Genomic DNA, 19,652 nt, shown 5'->3' with positions numbered 1-19,652 from the left:
ACCGCGGCAGTGCGGCGCTTCTCGGGTCGCAGGGAGAAATGCCGGGTCGGGGAAACGGCGTGGCGGTCCGCGGGCGACGATGAACCGGGTGAGGCGTCAGGGCGGTTGTCCGCGCCGCACGTGAATTGAGGTGCCGAACACGCGGTGGGTCGCGTGGGCCGGGAGGGTCGATGCGGTGTCCTGCCCAGATTCGCGAACAAGGCGCGTGGCGTGGGGAGAACCGCGAGGAGTGAGGGAGAGGTTTTGGGGGAATCCTGGACGGACTTCAGCCGATCACGCGTGCGCGGTGCCGTTCGAGCCGGCGAAGGCGAGATCCCGCCGCCGCGGCGCGCTCACCGTCACTTCGAGCAGCATGTGCTCTATGTCGAGTTCTCCTTCCCGCACCGTCCGGTCGGCCAGCAGGCGCAGGCTGCGGTCGCCGTCCCCGGCGCCCCGCAGGAGGGCCACCAGATCGCCGCGGGTGCTGAAATGAATGAGCGCGACGCCGTCCGGGGTGAGCCAGTTCGGCACTTCCTCGAGAAAGCGGCGGTGCGCTTGGTAACCCGCGTCGACGTACGCCCGATCGTGCATGTTGGCGTATTCGAATCCGGGTGGCGCCAGCACGTAATTCGAACTCCAGAAAACGAGGTCGAAGCGCTCGCCTTCCCCGAGTGACGTGAACAGGTCGCTGCATCGGGCGTCCACCCGGTCGGCCACGCCGTGGCGCGTGGCGTTCATCGCCGTGTTGCGTGCCGCCTCCGGGTTGATGTCGAGCGCCACCACGTGCGCGCACCCCGCCAGCGCGGCCGACACGGAGATCAGTCCGGTGCCCGATCCCATTTCGAGAAGGGAGCCCCAGCGGGGAACGTCCGGGTCTTCCACGAGTCCCAGGAATCCCATCGCGATCTGAGTCGAAGGAGAATAGATCGGAGCGAAAACCTCAGGCAGGAGGTCCCATTCCCGGTCGTACATGCTGAACACGCTCGGACGGTCGGTTCGTGTTCGCGAGCGCCGACTTCGTTCTAGTGAACGTAAGTAACTCTTTGCCTCCAGGGTCACGTTGTTTCTCTCCCTCCTTGTCGGCAATACGGCTTATGCTAACTTTCACCCGGTGAGGGGAGGCCGGGAAAGGTTGTGGCACAACACACTTTCCGGTCTCGGATGGTGACGGAGTCACCGCGTCGCCCGATGACGGGAACCCGGGAGACGGGCGAGGCGGCGGCGCCGAACAGGAGGCAGGCAGGGGTGTTCGCCGGGGTCACGAGGCGGCCGGCGGCGGTTATGATCACCTCAACCGGACCTGGCGGCGGCGATGGAAGCGCCATCCGCCAGTCGATCCGACGCGTGGTTAAGGTCCGTGTCAACTTGACATCTAGTTGACATGTAGGACCGTAAGGACGGACATTTCGCCTATCGAGTGACCAGCCTGCACCCTCGTGCCCGGCCTCCATCACCCCCAGGAAAGGGCCCTGCTGTGACGACGAGTCAACGGGTTATACTCGCCGTTTCGTCCCCGTGTCCGCCACACGGGCTCCTCCGCCACCCCCGCACGGACGGTCGCGAGCCCCGCCAGTTTCCCGATTGCGAGGCGATGTATGGCTGACACGCTGTCCTTTCTCGAACTCCTGGCGCGGGAGGGGTCGCCGGACGAGTTCGAGATGGTCGTGGCCGTGGCACGGAGAAACGGGGTGACCGGGGAAGGGCTCGAGGAACTGGAGCGGGCCAAGCGCCTGAGCCTCGCGGTGCACGCCCAGCTCGAACGGCACCAGCAGCGTGAGGGGACCTTCGCGACGCTCGTCGACACGGCCAGGGAGCTCGCCAAGCCGCCGGATCTCGACGTCCTGCTCAACGTGACGACGAGGCGGGCGCGGCTGCTGCTGCGCGTGGACATGGCCTACATCGGCATGCCGGACGACGACCTGAAGGAGGTGTGCATCCGCGCGGCGGACGGCCACACCTCGATGCTCAGCGTCGGACTGCGGCTGCCGAACACCGGGGGCGTCGGGCGCAAGGTGCTCACCGACAGCCTGCCGTTCTGGACCCCCGACTACCTGGTGGACCAGCGTTTCGTGCACAGCGAGCGGACCGACGAGGTCGTGCGGGCGGAGGGGCTGCACGCGATCATGGCCGCGCCGCTGGTGTACGAGAAGGCGCCGTTCGGCATCCTGTACGTCGGCGACCGGAACGTCCGCCACTTCAAGGTGGACGAGATCTCACTGCTGAGCTCGCTGGCGAGCCTCGCCAGCGCCATGATCGAGAAAGCCCGGTGGCTGGAGGTGGCCACCGGCCGGGCGGAGTCGCTGCGCATCCGGGTGGAGGAGGCGGAGAGCCAGCTCGGCAGCCTGGCGGACCTCGCCGAGGTGCACCAGGGGCTCATGGACATGGCCCTCTCCGGAGGGAACTTCCAGACGCTGGCCGAGGAGGCCGGGCACCGCCTGCGGGCCTCGGTCCAGTTGCGGGCCGCGGACGGCGCGGTCCTGGCCACGGCGGGACGGCTGCCGGAACGCGAGGACCTCGTCCTGCTGGCCCGGATGAACGCGCACGCCGCGCGGGAGCCGTTCCACCTGGAGGGCATGTGGGCGGCGCCCGTCCTCGCCGGCGACGGACACCTCGGCACCCTCCTGGTGTTCCCCACGGAGCCGCTGGACGAATGGGCGCGGCGGCTGCTCGGCATCGTCGCGCAGGTCGCCGCGGTGCTCGTGCTGCTGGACCGCAAACCGGGCATGCTCGAGGCGGGCGACCGTGGCGAACTGCTCGACGACCTCCTCGCCAACCCCCCGCGTCCGGCCCAGCGGCTGCGCAAGCGGGCCCGGTGGCTCGGCATGGACCTCGACACCGACCACGTCGTCGTGCTGAGCCGTACGGACGGCGCCGCCAGGGGGAAGGCCGCGGTGTGGGCCGCGTCGTACGCCCACAGCATGGGCGGCCTGCACACGGTCAAGAACGGGTGCAACGTGCTGCTGCTCATGGGGTCGGACCCGGGGGAGGCCGCGCGGGCCGTGTCCGCCAAGCTGTCCCCTCTGCTGGACACTCCGGTGACGGTCGCGGCGGCGGGTCCGGTCTCCGACCCCGCGTCGGTCCGGTCCGGGTTCGCCGAGGCGCTGCGCTGTCTGGAGGCCATGACGACCCTCGGGGCCGGCGGCTCCGCGGCCTCGGTCGGCGATCTCGGCTTCCTGGGCGTCCTGCTGGCCGACAGCCCTGACATCGACGGATTCATCGCCGCGGCGATCGGGCCCGTGCTGGAGTACGACCGGCAGCGGTCGACCGAACTGGTCCAGACTCTCGGGGCGTACTTCGAGTCGGGGAGCAGTCCCACGTACGCCGCCGAGAAGCTGCACGTCCACCCCAACACCGTGTCCCGTCGTCTGGAACGCATCGGCGAGCTGCTCGGCCCCGGCTGGCAGGACACCGAGCGTTCCCTGGACATCCAGCTGGCGCTCCGGCTCGTGCGCCTACGCCACCTGCTCGGTGGTTCCATCACACCCGGCACCGGGAGGGAAGGCGGGTGAGCCGCGCGCCGCGGTCCTGTCCCGCTCGGTGAGGATCGAGACGGCGCAGGCGGCCGAGGCCAGCGTGGTGTGGCGGTGCCATCCGGAGAACGACCGGCCGGTGAAGTCCCTCATTCCCACGTCGTCGGATACGTCGGCGAAGTCCTCGTCGACGAGCCGAAGCAGCCGGGTCAGCCTGACCAGCGTGGTGAGATCCGGTGTGTTCAGGTTGGTGAGCCACAGCTCGCCCGGCCGTGCCTCGCCGATTCCGGAGATCCCCAGGAGGAGCAGCTCGCGGTCGTGGCCGCCCGTGTCGGCGGTCCCGCCGGCCCTGCGCACCGGAACTCCTCCCGCCCGCGCGGCGCGGGGCCGTACAACCCCCGACTGTACGGCCCCGGCCGGTAAGGCCCCCGAATTCAGGGCCCCGGCATTCGAGGCCCCCGGATTCGGCACATGGGGGGCGGTGCCTCCGTCGTGGCGGTGCGGCGCCACGACGGAGGCCGTGGCCACCAGGCGGGTGTGCCGCCCGGGGTCGGTGTCCGGCATCTCGACGCGGCGCCGGGTGTGCCGCGCCGCCGACATGATCTGCCGGGCGGAGAGGGCACGCGCCCGGCCGGGAAGGCAGAGCTGCTGATCGCCGTCGATCCTGGCGAGCAGCGGGACGCCGGCGTCGCCGAGCCCCCGCGCGAGAACGTGGACGTCGAGCTCCCGCGCGTCGAGCACGACCGGCCGCATGGGCAGGTCCCACGCCGACAGGTCCAGGAAGGCGTTCACCGCGCAGCCGGACGGCGTGTCGGCGGCGGCGCCCTCGGGAATGGCGGCCCGGCTGCGCCGCCGCTTGTCGTCCAGCCACGCCTCCGGCAGGTGCAGTCTCCAGTTCACCGGGCTGCACAGCTGCTCGGACGCCAGCCACACGCCCATGGCCAGCTGGGCCGTGCCCACCTGGCCGAGACCGGGGAAGAAGCGCCGGTCCACGCCCACCGAGTGCTCGCCCGCCTTGGGGATGAGCACCGGCCGCACGACCCAGGCCTGTGGCGGGGCGACACCGATCACGTATTCGGCCAGCGCCTGCCGCACCGGCATCCAGTCCCAGGTCGAGTCGCAGACGAAGTGGTGCAGGCTCTGCTCGGTGGCCGGGCCGCCGATCACGCCGGCGATGTTCCTGATCGACTTTCGTCCGGTCGCGGTGAGGAGTCCGTACAGGTAGTCCATTCCCCTGCTGCGCTGGTCGCGGCGGCGAAGAGGCGCGAAGAGCGCCGCGCAGAGCTCGGCGGGCAGGATCTCGTCGGGCAGGATGCGGTCCGGATCTGCGCTGCGCGTGTCGCGCATGGTGGGTCACCCCGGGCGAATGGCGGGCGGACGTGTCGCCTCCACCATCGGCCGCGGGCGCGGCGCGCGCCTAGATGCGCTCGCCCTCATGTGGCCGTCCGCGGTGGTGACGCCGTCACCCCGCGCCCTTTTCGCGCCTCCAGGCCCGAGATCTTCTCGCTCCGGTCACTCGTCCGGGGTGTGGCCGGGCCACCACGGGCCGACACCGGGCGGGTGTGCGCGTGTGGCATGGTCACCCCGGTGTGTTCCGTACGGCCCGCGGCGGTGGGAGCGGCGCGGCGGCGTGGCCCGTGGTCCGGTGCCGGCCGGTCGGCGGAGGGCCTGGCGGAGACAGTCCCTGGTCACTGTGTGCGGTGGGCCCCAAAGTTGGCTGAAATGGCGATAATCTTGAGAAATCTGCCTTACCACAGACATGACGGATTTTGAGGATATCCGTTGACGACCCCCCAGGCCTCCCGGACGATCCTCCACATACCGGGAAGTTGCCGCACACCAGGACTAAGGGGGGAACACCGTGATACCGCCCTAAGAGATCCAACACCTAACTTTGCCGAGTGCGCGCCTCATCCTGTTGCGCCGTCGGCGCATCCGTTGGTTCGAAGGGACGTTTCCCGTGGCGAAACTCAACGTACTCAGAGCGCAAATAGACGGCCTCGACCGGAAATTGGCGGAAATTATCGCCGAACGTCTCGGGCTGTGTGCTCAGGTGGCTCACGTGAAGTTGGCCGAGGGAATTTCCATGATGCAGCCGGACCGCGTCACCGCAGTTCGTGAAGCCTACGCCGGCCGGGCGCGGGAGCTGGGCGTGTCACCGGACCTTCTGGTCCAGGTGGCCGTTCTCCTCATCGACGAGGCCTGCCGGCTGGAGGCGGGAATCATGGGAACGTCGATCGGACCCCACACCTCTGAACATACCCGGGCAGGCGGAGCTGGAGGCGTAGCCGATGGGACCCGAGTGTAATACCGAGACAGATGAGGGCGAAGTATTCTTTCGAATACTGGGCCCTTTTCAAGTGAGTGTGGGAAATACGGTCGTCAAGCTCGCCAAGAACAGGCAGCTGACCGTTCTCGCGCTTCTGGCGACCGAGGCAAACAAGATCGTGTCGGTGGGGAGAATCATCGACGCGGTCTGGGGGGACGCTTCGCCGATCACGGCGGACAAGCAGATTCAAACCTGTGTGTGGCGGCTGCGTTCGGTCTTCGAAGCGGCCGGCGCGCCCGCGAACATCATCGAGACCACCCAGGGGGGATACCGGCTGCGCCTGGGCGAGTCGGGCCTGGACGCGTGGCTGTTCGAGCGGGCCGTGGCCCGTGGTCGGAGCAGGGTGGAAGACGGTGATCTCGGCGGTGCGGCGGAGGAGTACCGCGCGGCCCTGTCGCTGTTCCGCGGCCAGCCGCTCGCGGAACTCGACAGCGCGGTGATCGAGGCGGTCGCCACCTACTGGGCCGAGCGAAGGCTGTCGGTGCTGGAGGAGTGCCTCGACCTCGAACTCGCCATGGGCAGGCACCGCGAACTGGTGGGCGAGCTCAGGCTGCTCGTGGAGGAGCACCCGCTGCGCGAGCATCTGCGCGCCAAGCTCATGACGGCGCTGTACCTGTCCGACCGGCGCGCAGACGCGCTGGCGGTGTACCGCGCCGGCCGGACCGCGCTGGTCAACAACCTCGGCCTCGATCCCTGCGCGCGCCTGCAGGACCTGCACCGCCGGATCATCTCCGGGCACCCCGTCCCCTCGCCGTTCCCGCAGCGTGCCCGGCACGCGGCGAAGATCCCCGCGCAGCTGCCCGCCGGCGTCGGCGACTTCACCGGCAGGCTCGACCAGGTCGACTGGCTGTGCCGGGAGCTCAACCACGACCGGGCCGACCGGCCGCGGGTCATCGCCCTGGTGGGCCGCGGCGGCGTGGGCAAGACGGCGCTGGCCGTCCACGCGGCACACAAGGTGCGCGACCACTACCCGGACGGGCAGATCCACGCCAACCTGCGCGGCAGCACCGAACCCCGGCAGCCGGCCGACGTGCTCGCCGAGTTCCTGCACGCGCTGGGGGTGCCGCAGCGGAGCGTCCCGCCGGACCTGTCCGGCCGCGCGACGCTGTTCCGCAGCGTCAGCGCCGGCCGCCGCCTGCTCATCCTGCTGGACGACGTGGCGGACTACGAGCAGATCGAGCCGCTGCTGCCCGGTGACCGGGGGAGCGTGGTGCTGTGCACGAGCCAGCCCAGCATGATCCAGGCGCCCGGTGTCGCGATGCGCCGCGTCGAAGGGCTCACCACCGCCGAGGGCGTGCAACTGCTCGCCCAGCTCGTGGGGGCGGAGCGCGTCGCCCAGGAGCCGGAGAGCGCCCGGCTGGTCGTGGAGCGTTGCGGGCACCTGCCGCTGGCGATCCGCGCCGCCGGCGCCCGCCTCAACGCTCGCCCGGCCTACCGGCTCGACCGGTTCGTCGACCGCCTGTCGGACGAGGACCGCAGGATCACCGAGCTGACCTACGGTTCCCTGGACACCGGCGCGCGGCTCGTCGCCTCGGCGGAGCGGCTGCCCGACGTGGCCCGCACGCTGTGGCTGCTGCTGAGCGTCATGAACCTGTCGCACGTGTCGGCCTGGGCGGCGGCCGCGGTCGCCGACCTGTCGGAGGACGAGGCGCAGCGGCTGCTCGACGTCCTGGTCGACCACCAGATGCTCGACGTGGTGAGCGAGGACGGCCTGGGCGGTTCCCGCTACGAGTTCCATTCGCTGGTGCGGATCCGGGCCCGTGCGCTCGCGACCGCGGAGCTCGACGCGACGACCCGCGCCAAGGCCCGTGACCGGCTCCTCGACGTGTTCCTGTGGCTGGAGGAGCACGCGCGGGTGGCCCTCCGCTCACCCCGCAACGGGCTGTCGCGTCCCGCGCCGGCCTCCGTGCTGCGCATCGGCCGGACCATCATCCGCGACATCGCCCAGTACGCCGACGTGTGGCTCGCCCAGGAGCGGCCCAACCTCGCCGAACTCCGCGAGCCGCTCGTCGCCACGAGCGTGTGACGATGCCACGGCCGGCGACGACGGTACGGGCGACGACGACCCCGGCCCCCAGGGCGGCCGAGCCGCCGGGGCCGGGGAGGTTCAGCGCTCCGGCGGCGGGTCCAGTTGTCCGGCCAGCCTCCTGGGCGCCAGGTGGCGGTAGCTCTCGGCGAGCAGCTCCGCCACCTCGGACCAGTCCACGTCCTCCTCGACGACCATGCCGACGATGTCGCGGAACCAGGGCGGCCGGAAGAACGGATGGCCGAGGCCGCCCAGGGCGGCCAGTTCCTCCCCGGACGACCGGAACGTCAGCACGACCGCCGGCCCGGACGTGCCGGCCGCCCGCGCGTACGCGGGAGGCCGGCCGTCCTGGACCACGAGCACGTGGGCGAAGGTCTTCCTGCCCACCCGCCACCGCGTGCCCACCCACGCCTGCTCCTCGTACGCCTCGGGCAGGCGCAGGCAGGCCTCCCGGAGGCGGGCCACGATCTCGCCGGGAACCTCCGCCGTCAACGCCACTCCGCCTGGGCGAGGATCCCGAGCGCCTCACGCAGGACCTCCACGGCCCTGCCGTACTCGATCATGTCGATGTGCTCCCGATCGGTGTGGTCGAGGCTGGAGTCACCGGGACCGTAGACCGCCATGGGCACCTGCCAGCGGGGCTCCACGATGTTCAGGTCGGCGGTCCCGGTCTTCAGCTTGAGCTTCGGCCGCTCCCCCCGGCGCCGGATGCCGGCGCACAGCGCCCGTACGGCGGGCCCCGCGGGGTCCACCCGCACCGGCGGCGTCCGGTCGTCGACGTACAGCGTCCCGTCCCTCGCGGCGTCGGTGACGAAGCGCTCGAAGGCCGCCAGGTCGAACCCCGGCGGAGTGCGTACGGACACGGTCATCAGCGCCTGCTCGATCGTGCCGGTGATGTCGTTCAGCGTGGGGATCGGACGGTCGAAGGCCCGGTCGCCCGCCCCCACCACCTCGCAGTAGGAGTCGCAGTAGGACCGGACCCGGTCCCAGAAGAGGGCCGCGGCCTCGGTGGCCTTCTCCTCCGGGCTGGCCGTGTGCACCGCCGGCCGGCTGACGTCGTAGCGCATCATGACGCGGCCCTTGTAGCCGATGCCGACGCCGGCCCAGCCGTTGGGCTCGCCGACGACGGCCACGTCCGGCCGGAAGGTCTCGGCGAGGTGCTGCGCGCCCTTGCCGAAGGTCTCCTCCTCGACGACCCCGGCCACCACCACCTGCATGCCGCGCAGGTCCGCCGCGGCGGCGGCCGCGATCATCGTGGCGAGCGGCCCCTTGGCGTCCACGGTGCCCCGCCCGTACAGGAGGGAGCCCTCCTGCCGGACCGGGATGTCGCCGGGCACGGTGTCCATGTGACCCATCAACATGATCATAGGCGCGTCGGGGTCGCCCCGCCTGCCGATCACGTTGCCCACCTCGTCGATGTGACTGCGGAATCCCCACTCGGGCAGTTCGCGCGCGAGCAGGGCGGCCAGTTCGGCCTCCTCACCCGTCGTCGACGGCACCTCCACCATGCGGCGCAGCAGGGTCTCGGCCCTGCTCGTCGTACCGCCGCTCACGCTGCTGGTCATCGCGCTCCTTTGACGAGGGTGGTTCCTGCTCCGGCCCGTGCGGCGAGCACCGGCGAGGGACCGCGTCCGTCGCCGAGGACGACATGCGGCACGCCCGCCAGGCACGCCTCGCCCGCGGTCCGCAGTTTGACCTTCATGCGCCCGCCGGCCAGGTCGAGGTACTCGGCGAGGTCCTCGCACGGGATCTCGGCCACCAGGCTGGCGGGGTCGCCGGCGTCCCGCAGGAGCCCCGGCACGTTGGACAGGATGATGAGCCAGTCGGCCTCCAGCGCGACCGCGAGATGCGCGGCGAACCGGTCGGCGTCCACGTTGAGCAGCCCGGACCCACCGGACCCGGCGTCGGACTCCGGGTCGTACGCGGGCGGCGAGATCACCGGCACGTACCCCGCCGCGAGCAGGGTCCGCGGCAGGTGGGCGTCCACCGCCGAGATCCGCCCCGACAGGTCGTCGCGGACCACCCGCCGGACGCCGTCCACGACGACGTTCGCCGGAGGTGTCCGCCGGGCGGTGACCATCCCGCCGTCGGCTCCCGACAGGCCCACCGCGCGGACGCCGAGCCGGAGCAGCTCGGTCACCAGCGGGGGCTTCAGGCGGCCGAGCATGCCGAGGACGAGCACGTCGAGCGCCGCCGCGTCGGTGTACCGGCTGCGGCGCCCGCCGGGCGCGGTCAGGTACCGCCTCGGGCGGCCGAGCTCGTCCGCGAGCCGGTCGGCCTCGGCGCCGCCGCCGTGGACCACGACCACACTGTCGCCGCGGTCCACCAGCGCGCGGATGTCGGCGCACGCCCGGGACATGTCCGCGCCGAGCGACCCGCCGACCTTGATCACATACCGTTCAGATCGGGTGGAGTCCGACGAAGTCGAGTCCCGCGGTCTCCTCCCAGTCAGCGGCGATGTTGAGGCACTGGACGGCATTTCCGGCACCTCCCTTCACCAGGTTGTCCAGTGCGGCCACGACCACCAGGTGGTCGCCGCCGGGGGCGAGGGCCAGCCCGATGTCGCAGAAGTTGCTGCCGGCCAGGATCTTCGGTTCCGGCATGCGGTGCAGCGCCGAGCGTTCCCTGATCACACGGACGAACGGCTCCTCGCCGTACGCCTTGCGGTAGACGGCCCACAGTTCCCGTTCGGTGACCGTACGGGAGGGGGTGACGTGGCAGGCGACCTGCACCCCGCGCACCGCCTCGACGGCGGTCACCGACATGTGCGCCGTGATCCCGCACGCCTGCTCGATCTCCGCGGTGTGGCGGTGCCCGTGGGGTTTGGCCATCCGCATCGCGCCGCTGCGCTCGGGATGGTGGCTGCCCTCGTCGGGCGTCCGCCCGCCGCCGCTGGATCCCGTACGGGCGTCGACGACCACGGGGCCGCCGATCAGCCCCTCGGCCGCCAGCGGGTGCAGCGCGAGGATCGCCGCGTTGGCCATGCAGCCGGCCACCGCGATGTGGGTGGCGCCGCGCAGCCCGTCCCGGTTGAGCTCGGGGATGCCGGGCTGGAAGCGGGCCAGCCAGGCGGGGTCGGGCGGCGGCCCGGGGTAGAAGCGCGCCCGCCTCTCCGGGTCGTGGATCCGGAAGTCCGCGCTGAGGTCCACGACCGTCGGCGCGAGCCCCGACCAGCGTTCGACGGAGCGCATCGACGTGCCGTGCGGGGTCGCGAGGAAGACGACGTCGCAGGGCGACAGGTCCTCCTCGCGGGTGAAGCACAGGTCGGTCTGGCCGCGCAGGTTCGGGTGGGAGACCCGCAGGGGACGCCCGGCCTGCCGTTCCGAGGTGACCTGTGCCAGTTCGATGTGCGGATGACGCAGCAGCAGCCGGACGATCTCCCCGCCGATGTAGCCGCTGCCGCCGACGACGGCGGCCCTCATGGCGCCAGCGCTCCGAGGACGTGGCCGACGACGAGGTCGGCCAGATCCACCTCGGTCGCCTGGATGAGCCCGTGGAACTCCATGGTGTGGTTCACCTCGGTGACCAGCAGTTCCCCGGTCGCGCGCTCGATCAGGTCCACCGCGAGCATGCCGCCGCCGACCGCCTGGGCCGCCCGCAGCGAGAGCTTCACCAGGTCGTCGGTGAGAGGGCACCGCTCCGTGGACGCGCCGCGGGCGGTGTTGGTGATCCAGTGGCCGGAGCGGCGGTAGACCGCGGCCACCACCTCGTCGCCGAGCACGATCACCCTGAGGTCGCGGCCCGGCTTGTCGATGTACTCCTGCACGTAGAAGACCGAGTGCACCGGCGAGCGCAGCGACTGCTTGTGCTCGATCAGCGCCTCGGCCGCGTCACGGTCGTTGACCTTGGCCAGCAGCCGGCCCCACGAGCCGACGGCCGGTTTGACCACGGCCGGGTAACCGACGCGTTCGATGGCCTCCAGGGCGGCGTCGGGAGTCAGCGCGACGACCGTCACCGGTGTCGGTATCCCGGCGCCGGCCAGCGCCAGCGAGGTGAGGATCTTGTCGCCGCACGTCTCGATCACGGCGCTCGGGTTGAAGACCGGCAGGTTGCCGGCCTCGAACAGGCGCGCCGCGTACAGGCTGCGCGTGTGGGACATGCTCCGGTTGAGCACGCCCCGGTAGCGGCCCGCCACGGGCGCGCCGAGGTCGCCGATCACCCGGCGTTCGTCGATCTGCTCGTACGGCACGCCGCGCCGTTCGAGGGCCTCGAAGATCAAGCGTTCCTCGAGGCGCGTGCGGGTGGTCAGGACGGCGAGCGGACCGTCCTGACCAGCGCTGATTGTCACGTTCTACTCCCCGAAGTCTTCCTCGATCTCCGGCGCGAGCGCGAACTCGGCGGGGTCGAGGGCGATGACCTCGAGCTCCGCCTGGCAGGCCGGGCATACGACGATCGAGGTCACCCGCAGGTCCGAGGACGTGGGTACGGCCTCGGTGCAGTCGGGACAGGTGCTCACTGCGACGGTCATGGAGACTCTCCTTGTTCGGTGCTGATGCGAACATCCGGACGACCACGCAGGACGGACTCGGCCGCGCGGACCACGTGGTCCCGCGACACGCCGCACTGCGCGAGCTGTTCCTCGTGACTGCCGGGCCGGGAGCAGAACGCGTCGCCGACGCCCACGCGCACCACCCGCGCCGGCCGGTGTTCGGCCAGGGCCTCGGCGACCGCGCCGCCGAGCCCGCCGAGCACGGAGTGGTCCTCGACGGTTACGACGCCCGCGGTCGTCTCCGCCGCCTCCACCAGGGCGGCGACGTCCAGCGGCTTGATCGTGTGCATGTTCAGCACGCACGCCTCGACCCCCGCCGCGGCGAGCCTGCGCGCCGCGTCGAGCGCGAACCGTACGGGGAGGGCCCCCGCGGCCACGATCGTCACGTCGCCGCCCGCGCGCAGCCGTTCCGCCCGGCCAACGGTGAAGTCGGCGTCGTCGGTGTAGACCGGAGGGGTCGGGTTGCGGCCGAGCCTGATGTAGACCGGTCCCGGCAGGTAGGCGGAGGCCCGGACCATGCGGACGGTTTCCGCGGGGTCCGCGGGCGTCATCACGGTCATGTTCGGCAGGCCCCGCATGATCGCGAGGTCCTGCTGGGCGTGGTGCGTGGGGCCGAGGTGGGCGGCGGACAGCCCGGAGTGGGTGCCGACGATCCGCACCGGAAGCGCGTGGTAGGCGACGTCGATCTTGACTTGTTCCAGGGCCCGCGCCGAGGCGAAGGCCGCCATCGTGTTGACGAACGGCAGGACGCCGGTGCTCGCCACGGCCGCCGCCACGGTGATCAGGTTGGCCTCGGCGATGCCCAGGTCGACGTACTGGCCCGGCAGTTCGGCCTCGAACTGCCGCTCCAGCCCGCCCATGTCGGAGTCCAGGCACCAGACACGGCCGTCCGCCCGGGCCAGCTCCAGCAGCGTGGCCCGGTAGGCGGCGCGGTCGGAGTCGGGCGCCGGCGCCCGGGCCGGGGCGCCGCGCTCGCGCGTGGTGGTCATGCCGCGGCTCGCAGCGCGGCCAGGGCCCGCTCGTACGCGTCGGGGCCGAGCTTGGCGAAGTGACTCTGCTTGCGGTGCTCCAGGTGACGCACCCCCCGGCCCTTCACGGTGTCGGCGATGAGCACGGCCGGGCCTCCCGGCGCGGGCGGGGTGCGCAGGGCCGGCACCAGTTCGGCGAAGTCGTGCCCGTCGGCGTGCGACACCTGCCAGCCGAACGCGCGCCACCGGTCGGCCAGGGGCTCCAGCCGCATCCGGTCCTCCGTCGAGCCGTTGATCTGCAGCCGGTTCCGGTCGATCACCGCGGTGAGGTTGTCCAGCCGGTAGTGCGCCGCCGACATCGCGGCCTCCCACACCGTGCCCTCCTGCAGTTCGCCATCGCCGAGCAGGACGAACACGCGGTTGGCGCGCCCGGCCCGCTTGGCCGCGAGCGCCAGGCCGACGGCGAGGGACAGGCCGTGGCCGAGCGACCCGGTGGCGAACTCCACCCCCGGGACCGCGGGGGTGGGGTGGGCCATGAGCCTGCCGTCGGGGTGGCCGTAGGTCGCCAGCTCCGAGCGCGGGAAGAAGCCGCGCTCGGCGAGCGTGGAGTACAGCGCGGCGCTGGCGTGCCCCTTGCTCAGCACGAAGTAGTCGCGCCCGGACCAGCGGGGCTCCTGCGGGCGTACCCGCAGGACCTCGAAGTACAGCGCGACGAGGATGTCCGCGGCCGACAGCGACCCCCCTATGTGGGTGCCGACGGCCCCGGCGCCGATGGCCAGCACGTGCTCCCGCACCGCCAGGGCGGTGCGGGACAACGCGGCCGGGTCGACGGCGCCCTCGGGGCTCCGCGCGACGGTCTCGACGGTCATGCGGCCGCTCCGGCGTGCGCGTGACCGACGCCCTTCACCGCCGCCCACGGCGGGGCGTACGGCGCGGACCGCGCGAAGCGGCCGATCACGTCGAGGTTCTCCCAGACCCGCTGGAAGGCGTCGGCGTACTCCTCCAGCGCCGGCCCGGCGTCCGGGTTGAGGTGCATGCGCCGCAGGCACAGGGAGTCCTCGATGACCGCGCAGGTCACCGGGTAGTCGGCCAGGTCGTAACGCTGGGGGTTGACCCCCGGCAGCGACCAGGGGTAGCCCCGGCCGTACGCGTCCTGCTCCTGGAACACCGGCTGACCGGGCAACGGGATGATCTGGTAATGCGTCAGCGGCACGCCCTCGGCCAGCAGCGCGCGGCGCAGCGCCTGCCGGAACTGGCCGGGCGTGATGCCGTCCAGCCCCGCGGCCTCCGGGTCGAAGCGGAAGCGCAGCATGTGCCACATGTGGGTGCGGTCGTCCGGCACGGAGGGCAGGACGATGCCGGGCAGCTCGGCGAGCCGGTTCAGGAACACCGGGATGTTCTGCTCACGCCGCACCTGGTAGTCCCAGAAGCGGTCGAGCTGGGCCCGGGTGAAGGCGGCGAGGACCGCGCTGAGCTTGAGGTTCGACCCCCGCGTGGCGGAGACGTAGAGGCGCTCCTCCGTGCTCAGGTCCTCGCCCAGGATGCGCAGGCTGCGGCAGCGCTCGGCGACCCGCTCGTCGTCGGTGACGATCAGCCCGCCCTCCCCGCAGGTCGGGATGCTCTTCTCCACGTTGAGGCTGAAGCAGCCGACGTCACCGATCGAGCCCGCCGTGCGGCCGCGGTACTTGCCTCCCTGGGCCTGGACCGCGTCCTCGATGACGTAGAGGTCGTACTTGCGCGCCAGCGCCAGGATCTCGTCCATGTCGGCCGGCAGGCCGCCGAGATGCACCGGGATGATCGCGCGCGTACGGTTGGTGATCTTCGCCTCGATCTGCGTGACGTCGATGTTGAACGACAGGGGATCGATGTCGACGAACACGGGGACGGCGAGCTGATAGAGGGGAGCCATCGCGGTCGCGACATAGCTCAGGGCCGGCACGATCACCTCGTCGCCGGGGCCGATGCCGAGCGCGGTCAGCGCCAGCTCCAGCGCCACCGTGCCGCTGTTGACCGACACCGCGTGACGGGTGTCGCAGAATGCGGCCCATTCGCTTTCCAGCCCGCTGATCTCGGGCTCTTCCTTCGCGCCCACGGTGAATTTTCCGTGGTCGAGCACGCGTAGTACGGCGTCCCGATCGGCCTGCGTCACCACCGGCCATTCCAGTCTGCGGTATTCCGGCCGGACCGCGGGCTTGCCGCCGAACATCGCCAGATCGGCCTTCATTTCTCTCCTTCTGCCGCACCATTTCCCTTATTCGGGCGTCAGGCGGAGACCACGCTAGGCGTTTGTTCTCTCGCCGTGGTATTGAAATGGCACGCCTTTTCTCTCGCCGTGGTATTGATTCGAGCTGATATTTCTCTCGGCAATAGAAATGGCGATGCGGACGGCTTCGCCCGGCGCGGGCGGCGCAGGGGAGAATGGCATGCGGTACGCGCCGTCCGTGTGGCCACGGCCGTCCGGATGGCGCACTTGTGGTGGTCCGGAAAGGCGATTGAAGACCTCGGCCGAGATGCGCCGGTCGACATAGAATTACGGGGGATACCGGAATCGCGCTCGACGATGGCCTGACGACTCAGGCGGGTCCAGGAGGTGCCGTGGTCCGCGAGAGCGATCGACAGTTGGCGACGGTGCTGGCGCGTCATGCGGTCGCCCACGCCGCTCCTGGCGAACTGCCGTTGTTCGAGGTCACATCGGATGCCTTCTTCGCGGCGCCCGGGCGGGCCGGGCGGGCGTTCAGGCGGAGCGAACCACTCGGCTTCGGTCTGGAGACCGCGGTCACCGTCGTCAGCACCATCGCGCTCACCGTGACCGTCGACGTGCTGAAGGAGATCACCACGCGCCATGCCGAACGACTGGTGAGCTCGTCGGCATCGCGGGTCGGTCGCGTGCTCAGGCGCAGGTTCGCACGCAGGTCGCGGCAGTCCGCCGAGCCGTTGCCGAGCCTCGATCAGGAGCAGCTCGCGGCGCTCCGCGAGCTGGCATACCGGCGGGCGCTGGAACTGCGCGCGTCCGACGAGCAGGCGGCACGGATAGCCGACGGCATCGTCTCAGCGTTGGCCGGGCCGACCAGCGACCCGTGAGGCCGGCCGCGGAGTCCGCGGCGGCGACGGAGGACGCCCGGCCCAGTCCGTTCGCCGTCCCTTCCGCCACCACCTCGCGATTCGCCCTGCTCGTCGTCGCGATCTCATTGATCACATTGACGTACGGCCCGTCGACGGTTCCGGGGATGGGCGAGAGGCCGACGGGCGACTACGCGGGCGTGACCTGCTTCCGGAACCTGGTGAACGAGGCCACCCGGCGAGCCGGCACACCGGTGAACCTGTTCGACGCGGACACGTACCGGTTGCACGGGAGCTGCCCGGAAGGGGCGGCGGCGAATCCGGCACCGGGCCTTCGGGTGCTCGCGGTGTACTGGCTGGTCGTGCTGGCCATGTGGTGGGCGACACCGCTCTGGCGGCTGCGGCGCCGGCGCCTCCGCCCGCTGCCCGTCGCCGAGATGCCGGAACTCCCCGGATACCTCGCCGAGTTGCGGCGCGTCGCCGGAGTCGGCACCCGTGTCACGTTCGTGGTCGACTACCTCGACCCGCGGATCTCCGGCCTCGCCTTCGGACGACCGGGGCGGCGGCACATCCTGCTCAGCGGCGGACTGCTGGCCACGTTCGTCTCCGACAGACCGGTCTTCCGGGCGGTCGTCCTGCACGAACTCGCCCATCTCCGCAATCGTGACGTGGACCTTGGATTCATCACGATCGCGGCGTGGCGGGTCTTCCTGGTCCTGATCCTCGCTCCCGACCTGTTCTCTTTTCTGAGATTGCCGGCCGAGGCCCGGCTCCGCCCCTCATACGGCTTCGCCGCGACGTTGGCCGGGCAACTGGTCGTGCTGGCGGTCTATCTGCTGCTGGCCGGCAACGCCGTGCTGCGCAGCCGCGAGCTGCACGCGGACGCTCGCGCGGCGCAGTGGAGCGGCGGCCCCGACGACCTGGCCCGACTGTTCGCTCCGCACGCGGGCGTCCGGATCGGACGGCTACGTCACTCGCTGGGGTCGCATCCCGCGACCCGCGACCGGCTTCTGGCTCTGGCCGACACATCCGCGCTGCTGAGGATGGGTTTCGGTGAGTCGCTGACCATGGGACTGGCCATCAGCCTCGTTCAGGACATCGGCGAGACGGTGTTCGAGGGGAAAACGGCCTTCTGGGTCTTCGCCGTTCTGCTCGCGACCGGAGTCGGGCTCGGGATCTGGCGCATGGAGATCGCCGCGTACGTGCTGGGTGATCCGACGCGCGTCAACCGGGTGGGCCTGGGGCTCGGCCTCGGTCTCGCGGTGGGCGGGACAGTCTCTCCGACCTGGCCCGCGTCCGAGGATCTGCTCGGGCGATCGTCGATCGGCGCCATCCTCCCCTGGTGCGTGCTGTTGTTCCTCGGGGGCTGGCTGTTCGTCCGCTGGATGGCGGTGGTGGCTCGGGCCTGGATGCCGGTGGCCGCCGCCGCGCGCCGCCCCGCCCTCGTCGTCGTGACGACCCTGGCCGTCGCGGCGGTCCTACTGGGCATCGGGTTCGTCTACGCTCTGCCGCTGGCGTTGATCGCGGGGCAGGCACAGGCGCTTCTGTTCCCGGGGCTTCCGCAGACATCGGTGTTCTTCATCGAGGCCGTGGTCGTCCTCATCACCGCACCGGAGGCTCTCAGGATTCTCACTTTGCTGACCATCGCGGTGTATCCGCTCGTCGGAACCGTCCTCGCGCGTCGTCTCCCGTCGCGGCCCGCCCCGTCATGGCTCACGCTCGATCCGTTGCCGCCCGGCTGGCGGAGCGCCTCTCAGCTGCCGGGGGAGGGAGGAACCGCGATCAGGAGTGGTCTTGTCGTCGCGTGCTTCGCGCTCCTGCTCGCGTCCGCCGGCTATTTCGTGAGCTTTCTGACGGCCCGCGATCTGGCCGTTTCCTTCGTCCGTTTCTACGGCGAGGAGGCGTTCGACATGGCGGCGATGGCGCTGACGTCAGTGATCGCCACGGCTCGCGCCAGGGACTCCTCCGTGCTCTGGGGTATCGTGGGCGCCTCTGTCGCGGGCCTGGTCGTGGTCATAGGTGAGCGCGTCGTCTTCTTTACGGTGGTGGCCATCGTCACGGTCGCGTACGGCCGTTCCGCCATGCCCGCGCTCGGCTCAGCGGTGCGACTTGCGCCGATTGAATTCGATTCCATGCTGCGCGTACTCGCCATGGGCATCGAGCTCGCCTCTCTGGTGGCACTGGTGACAGCGGCCGTCGACCCCCGCCGCCTCCGCCGCACCCCGGCACCCTAGGCCACCGGGGGTGGTGTGACCTGCCCAGAGATGGTCCCCGGGCCCTCCCGATTGCCAAAAACATGCATATTTGGTAGGAAATACCTGTGTCTCTGGCATCGGGGCCGGCCCCGAGCGGCCCGACGTGCCCCGACCTTCGGAGCGACCACCGTGACGTCTTCCACCTCAACATCGCTTTCTCCCGCTCCCGCGGGCGGGCCTCCCGTGGCGGGAGGGCCCGCTGACGGGGCGGCCGCCACCGCGCCGCCGTTCCGGCGGGGTCGCGGGACCCGCCGGATCGGCGTGCGGGTCCTTTCGCTCCTGGCGCTGCTCGTGCTCTGGCAGCTCGCGGCCGCCGCCGCGGGCAACCCGTCGTTCGTGCCCGCGCCCCGGGCGGTGTGGGACCAGCTCGTCCTGCTGTCCACCACCCACGACGGCGTCCGCGGCTACAGCGGTCACCTGCTCGCCGAGCACCTGGGCATCAGCCTCCGCCGCATCCTCGTCGGCTCGGCGCTCGGCGTGGCGGCGGGGCTCGTCATCGGCGTCGTCCTGGGCGCCGTGCCGTGGATCCGTCTCGTGGCCGAGCCGGTCGTGACCTTCGTACGGGCGCTGCCTCCGCTGGCCTACTTCAGCCTGCTGATCATCTGGTTCGGCATCGACGAGACGCCCAAGCTGTGGCTGCTCGCCATCGCCGCGCTCCCGCCGGTCGCCGTGGCCACCGCCGCGGCCGTCCACGGCGCCCCGACCGGCCTGGTCGAGGCGGCCAGGGCGCTGGGCGCCTCGCGGTGGAACGTGATCAGGGACGTGGTGCTGCCCAGCGCGCTACCCGAGATCTTCACCGGTGTCCGGCTGGCCGTCGGGGTCGCGTACTCCTCGGTCGTCGCGGCGGAGACGGTCAACGGCGTGCCCGGCATCGGGGGGATGGTCCGCGACGCCCAGCGTTACCTGCAGACCGACGTCGTGGTGCTCGGGCTGCTCGCCATCGGCCTGTCCGGACTGCTGATCGACGGCCTGCTGCGCGCCGCCGAGACCCGGCTCATCCCCTGGCGCGGCCGGACCTGACCACCGCGTCCACCCGAACTCCCATGAAGCCCCCCAACCTGCAAGAAGGAACCTTT

Annotated in this window: 17 protein-coding genes; 6 read left to right on the top strand and 11 right to left on the bottom strand. The window is 71.2% G+C overall.

Features of this window, described 5'->3' with window-relative positions:
- Positions 1–273: 273 nt before the first annotated feature.
- Entirely contained in the window at positions 274–951 is a 678-nt protein-coding gene (locus tag HHX37_RS33255) for a methyltransferase domain-containing protein (protein ID WP_182887945.1), read from the bottom strand.
- 623 nt (positions 952–1,574) lie between these two features.
- Here HHX37_RS33255 and HHX37_RS33250 point away from each other — a divergent pair.
- Positions 1,575–3,488 (top strand): helix-turn-helix domain-containing protein, encoded by a 1,914-nt coding sequence (locus tag HHX37_RS33250; RefSeq protein WP_182883644.1) that lies wholly within the window; start codon positions 1,575–1,577, stop codon positions 3,486–3,488.
- Here the strand turns inward: HHX37_RS33250 and HHX37_RS33245 are convergent.
- Positions 3,432–4,796, bottom strand: a complete 1,365-nt coding sequence (locus tag HHX37_RS33245; RefSeq protein ID WP_182887931.1) for a transposase — start codon at positions 4,794–4,796, stop codon at positions 3,432–3,434. The two genes, HHX37_RS33250 and HHX37_RS33245, sit on opposite strands and share 57 nt — an antisense overlap.
- A 613-nt stretch (positions 4,797–5,409) precedes the next feature.
- Here HHX37_RS33245 and HHX37_RS33240 point away from each other — a divergent pair.
- On the top strand, positions 5,410–5,757 hold the full coding sequence (locus tag HHX37_RS33240; protein ID WP_182883642.1) for a chorismate mutase: 348 nt from the start codon (positions 5,410–5,412) through the stop codon (positions 5,755–5,757).
- A 52-nt stretch (positions 5,758–5,809) separates the two neighbouring features.
- Positions 5,810–7,804: an AfsR/SARP family transcriptional regulator gene (locus tag HHX37_RS33235; RefSeq protein WP_182883641.1), complete on the top strand. Its 1,995-nt coding sequence runs from the start codon at positions 5,810–5,812 to the stop codon at positions 7,802–7,804.
- A gap of 81 nt (positions 7,805–7,885) precedes the next feature.
- Here the strand turns inward: HHX37_RS33235 and HHX37_RS33230 are convergent, their stop codons facing one another.
- The 9 genes from HHX37_RS33230 to HHX37_RS33190 are packed head-to-tail and all read right to left on the bottom strand — an operon-like array spanning position 7,886 to position 15,485.
- Positions 7,886–8,296, bottom strand: a complete 411-nt coding sequence (locus HHX37_RS33230) for an MmcQ/YjbR family DNA-binding protein (RefSeq protein ID WP_220499856.1) — start codon at positions 8,294–8,296, stop codon at positions 7,886–7,888.
- Entirely contained in the window at positions 8,293–9,369 is a 1,077-nt protein-coding gene (locus tag HHX37_RS33225) for a [LysW]-lysine hydrolase (RefSeq protein ID WP_182877307.1), read from the bottom strand. The genes HHX37_RS33230 and HHX37_RS33225 overlap by 4 nt, the downstream gene beginning before the upstream one ends.
- Positions 9,366–10,196 (bottom strand): [LysW]-aminoadipate kinase, encoded by an 831-nt coding sequence (locus tag HHX37_RS33220; RefSeq protein WP_182877308.1) that lies wholly within the window; start codon positions 10,194–10,196, stop codon positions 9,366–9,368. Before HHX37_RS33220 ends, HHX37_RS33225 begins: the two co-directional genes overlap by 4 nt.
- Before the next feature lie 7 nt (positions 10,197–10,203).
- Positions 10,204–11,226: an N-acetyl-gamma-glutamyl-phosphate reductase gene (argC, locus tag HHX37_RS33215; RefSeq protein ID WP_111701492.1), complete on the bottom strand. Its 1,023-nt coding sequence runs from the start codon at positions 11,224–11,226 to the stop codon at positions 10,204–10,206.
- Positions 11,223–12,092, bottom strand: a complete 870-nt coding sequence (gene lysX / locus HHX37_RS33210) for a lysine biosynthesis protein LysX (protein WP_111701491.1) — start codon at positions 12,090–12,092, stop codon at positions 11,223–11,225. Before lysX ends, argC begins: the two co-directional genes overlap by 4 nt.
- Before the next feature lie 3 nt (positions 12,093–12,095).
- Positions 12,096–12,272 carry a lysine biosynthesis protein LysW gene (locus HHX37_RS33205; protein WP_111701490.1) on the bottom strand — a complete coding sequence of 59 codons (177 nt, stop codon included), beginning with the start codon at positions 12,270–12,272 and terminating at the stop codon, positions 12,096–12,098.
- The gene (locus tag HHX37_RS33200) at positions 12,269–13,282 is read right to left on the bottom strand and encodes a transketolase family protein (protein WP_182887930.1); all 1,014 of its coding nucleotides are present in this window, start codon (positions 13,280–13,282) and stop codon (positions 12,269–12,271) included. Before HHX37_RS33200 ends, HHX37_RS33205 begins: the two co-directional genes overlap by 4 nt.
- Positions 13,279–14,130, bottom strand: a complete 852-nt coding sequence (locus tag HHX37_RS33195) for a transketolase (protein ID WP_182883638.1) — start codon at positions 14,128–14,130, stop codon at positions 13,279–13,281. Before HHX37_RS33195 ends, HHX37_RS33200 begins: the two co-directional genes overlap by 4 nt.
- Complete coding sequence (locus HHX37_RS33190) at positions 14,127–15,485, bottom strand: DegT/DnrJ/EryC1/StrS family aminotransferase (protein WP_182887929.1); 1,359 nt, start codon at positions 15,483–15,485, stop codon at positions 14,127–14,129. The genes HHX37_RS33195 and HHX37_RS33190 overlap by 4 nt, the downstream gene beginning before the upstream one ends.
- 371 nt (positions 15,486–15,856) lie before the next feature.
- Between HHX37_RS33190 and HHX37_RS33185 the strand changes: the two genes are divergently transcribed.
- The 3 genes from HHX37_RS33185 to HHX37_RS33175 all read left to right on the top strand — a co-directional run bounded on the left by HHX37_RS33185 (position 15,857) and on the right by HHX37_RS33175 (position 19,596).
- Positions 15,857–16,342, top strand: a complete 486-nt coding sequence (locus tag HHX37_RS33185; RefSeq protein WP_182883636.1) for a hypothetical protein — start codon at positions 15,857–15,859, stop codon at positions 16,340–16,342.
- Positions 16,339–18,555, top strand: coding sequence for a M48 family metalloprotease (locus HHX37_RS33180; RefSeq protein WP_182887928.1), 2,217 nt, complete (start codon positions 16,339–16,341; stop codon positions 18,553–18,555). Before HHX37_RS33185 ends, HHX37_RS33180 begins: the two co-directional genes overlap by 4 nt.
- 282 nt (positions 18,556–18,837) lie before the next feature.
- Positions 18,838–19,596 carry an ABC transporter permease gene (locus HHX37_RS33175; RefSeq protein ID WP_310740651.1) on the top strand — a complete coding sequence of 253 codons (759 nt, stop codon included), beginning with the start codon at positions 18,838–18,840 and terminating at the stop codon, positions 19,594–19,596.
- Positions 19,597–19,652 lie beyond the last annotated feature (56 nt).

This window comes from Microbispora sp. H10885, from assembly GCF_014161415.1.
Taxonomy (GTDB): domain Bacteria; phylum Actinomycetota; class Actinomycetes; order Streptosporangiales; family Streptosporangiaceae; genus Microbispora; species Microbispora triticiradicis.
Note: the sequence above shows the minus strand (reverse complement) of the source record. Positions and strands in the feature narration are given on the sequence as shown.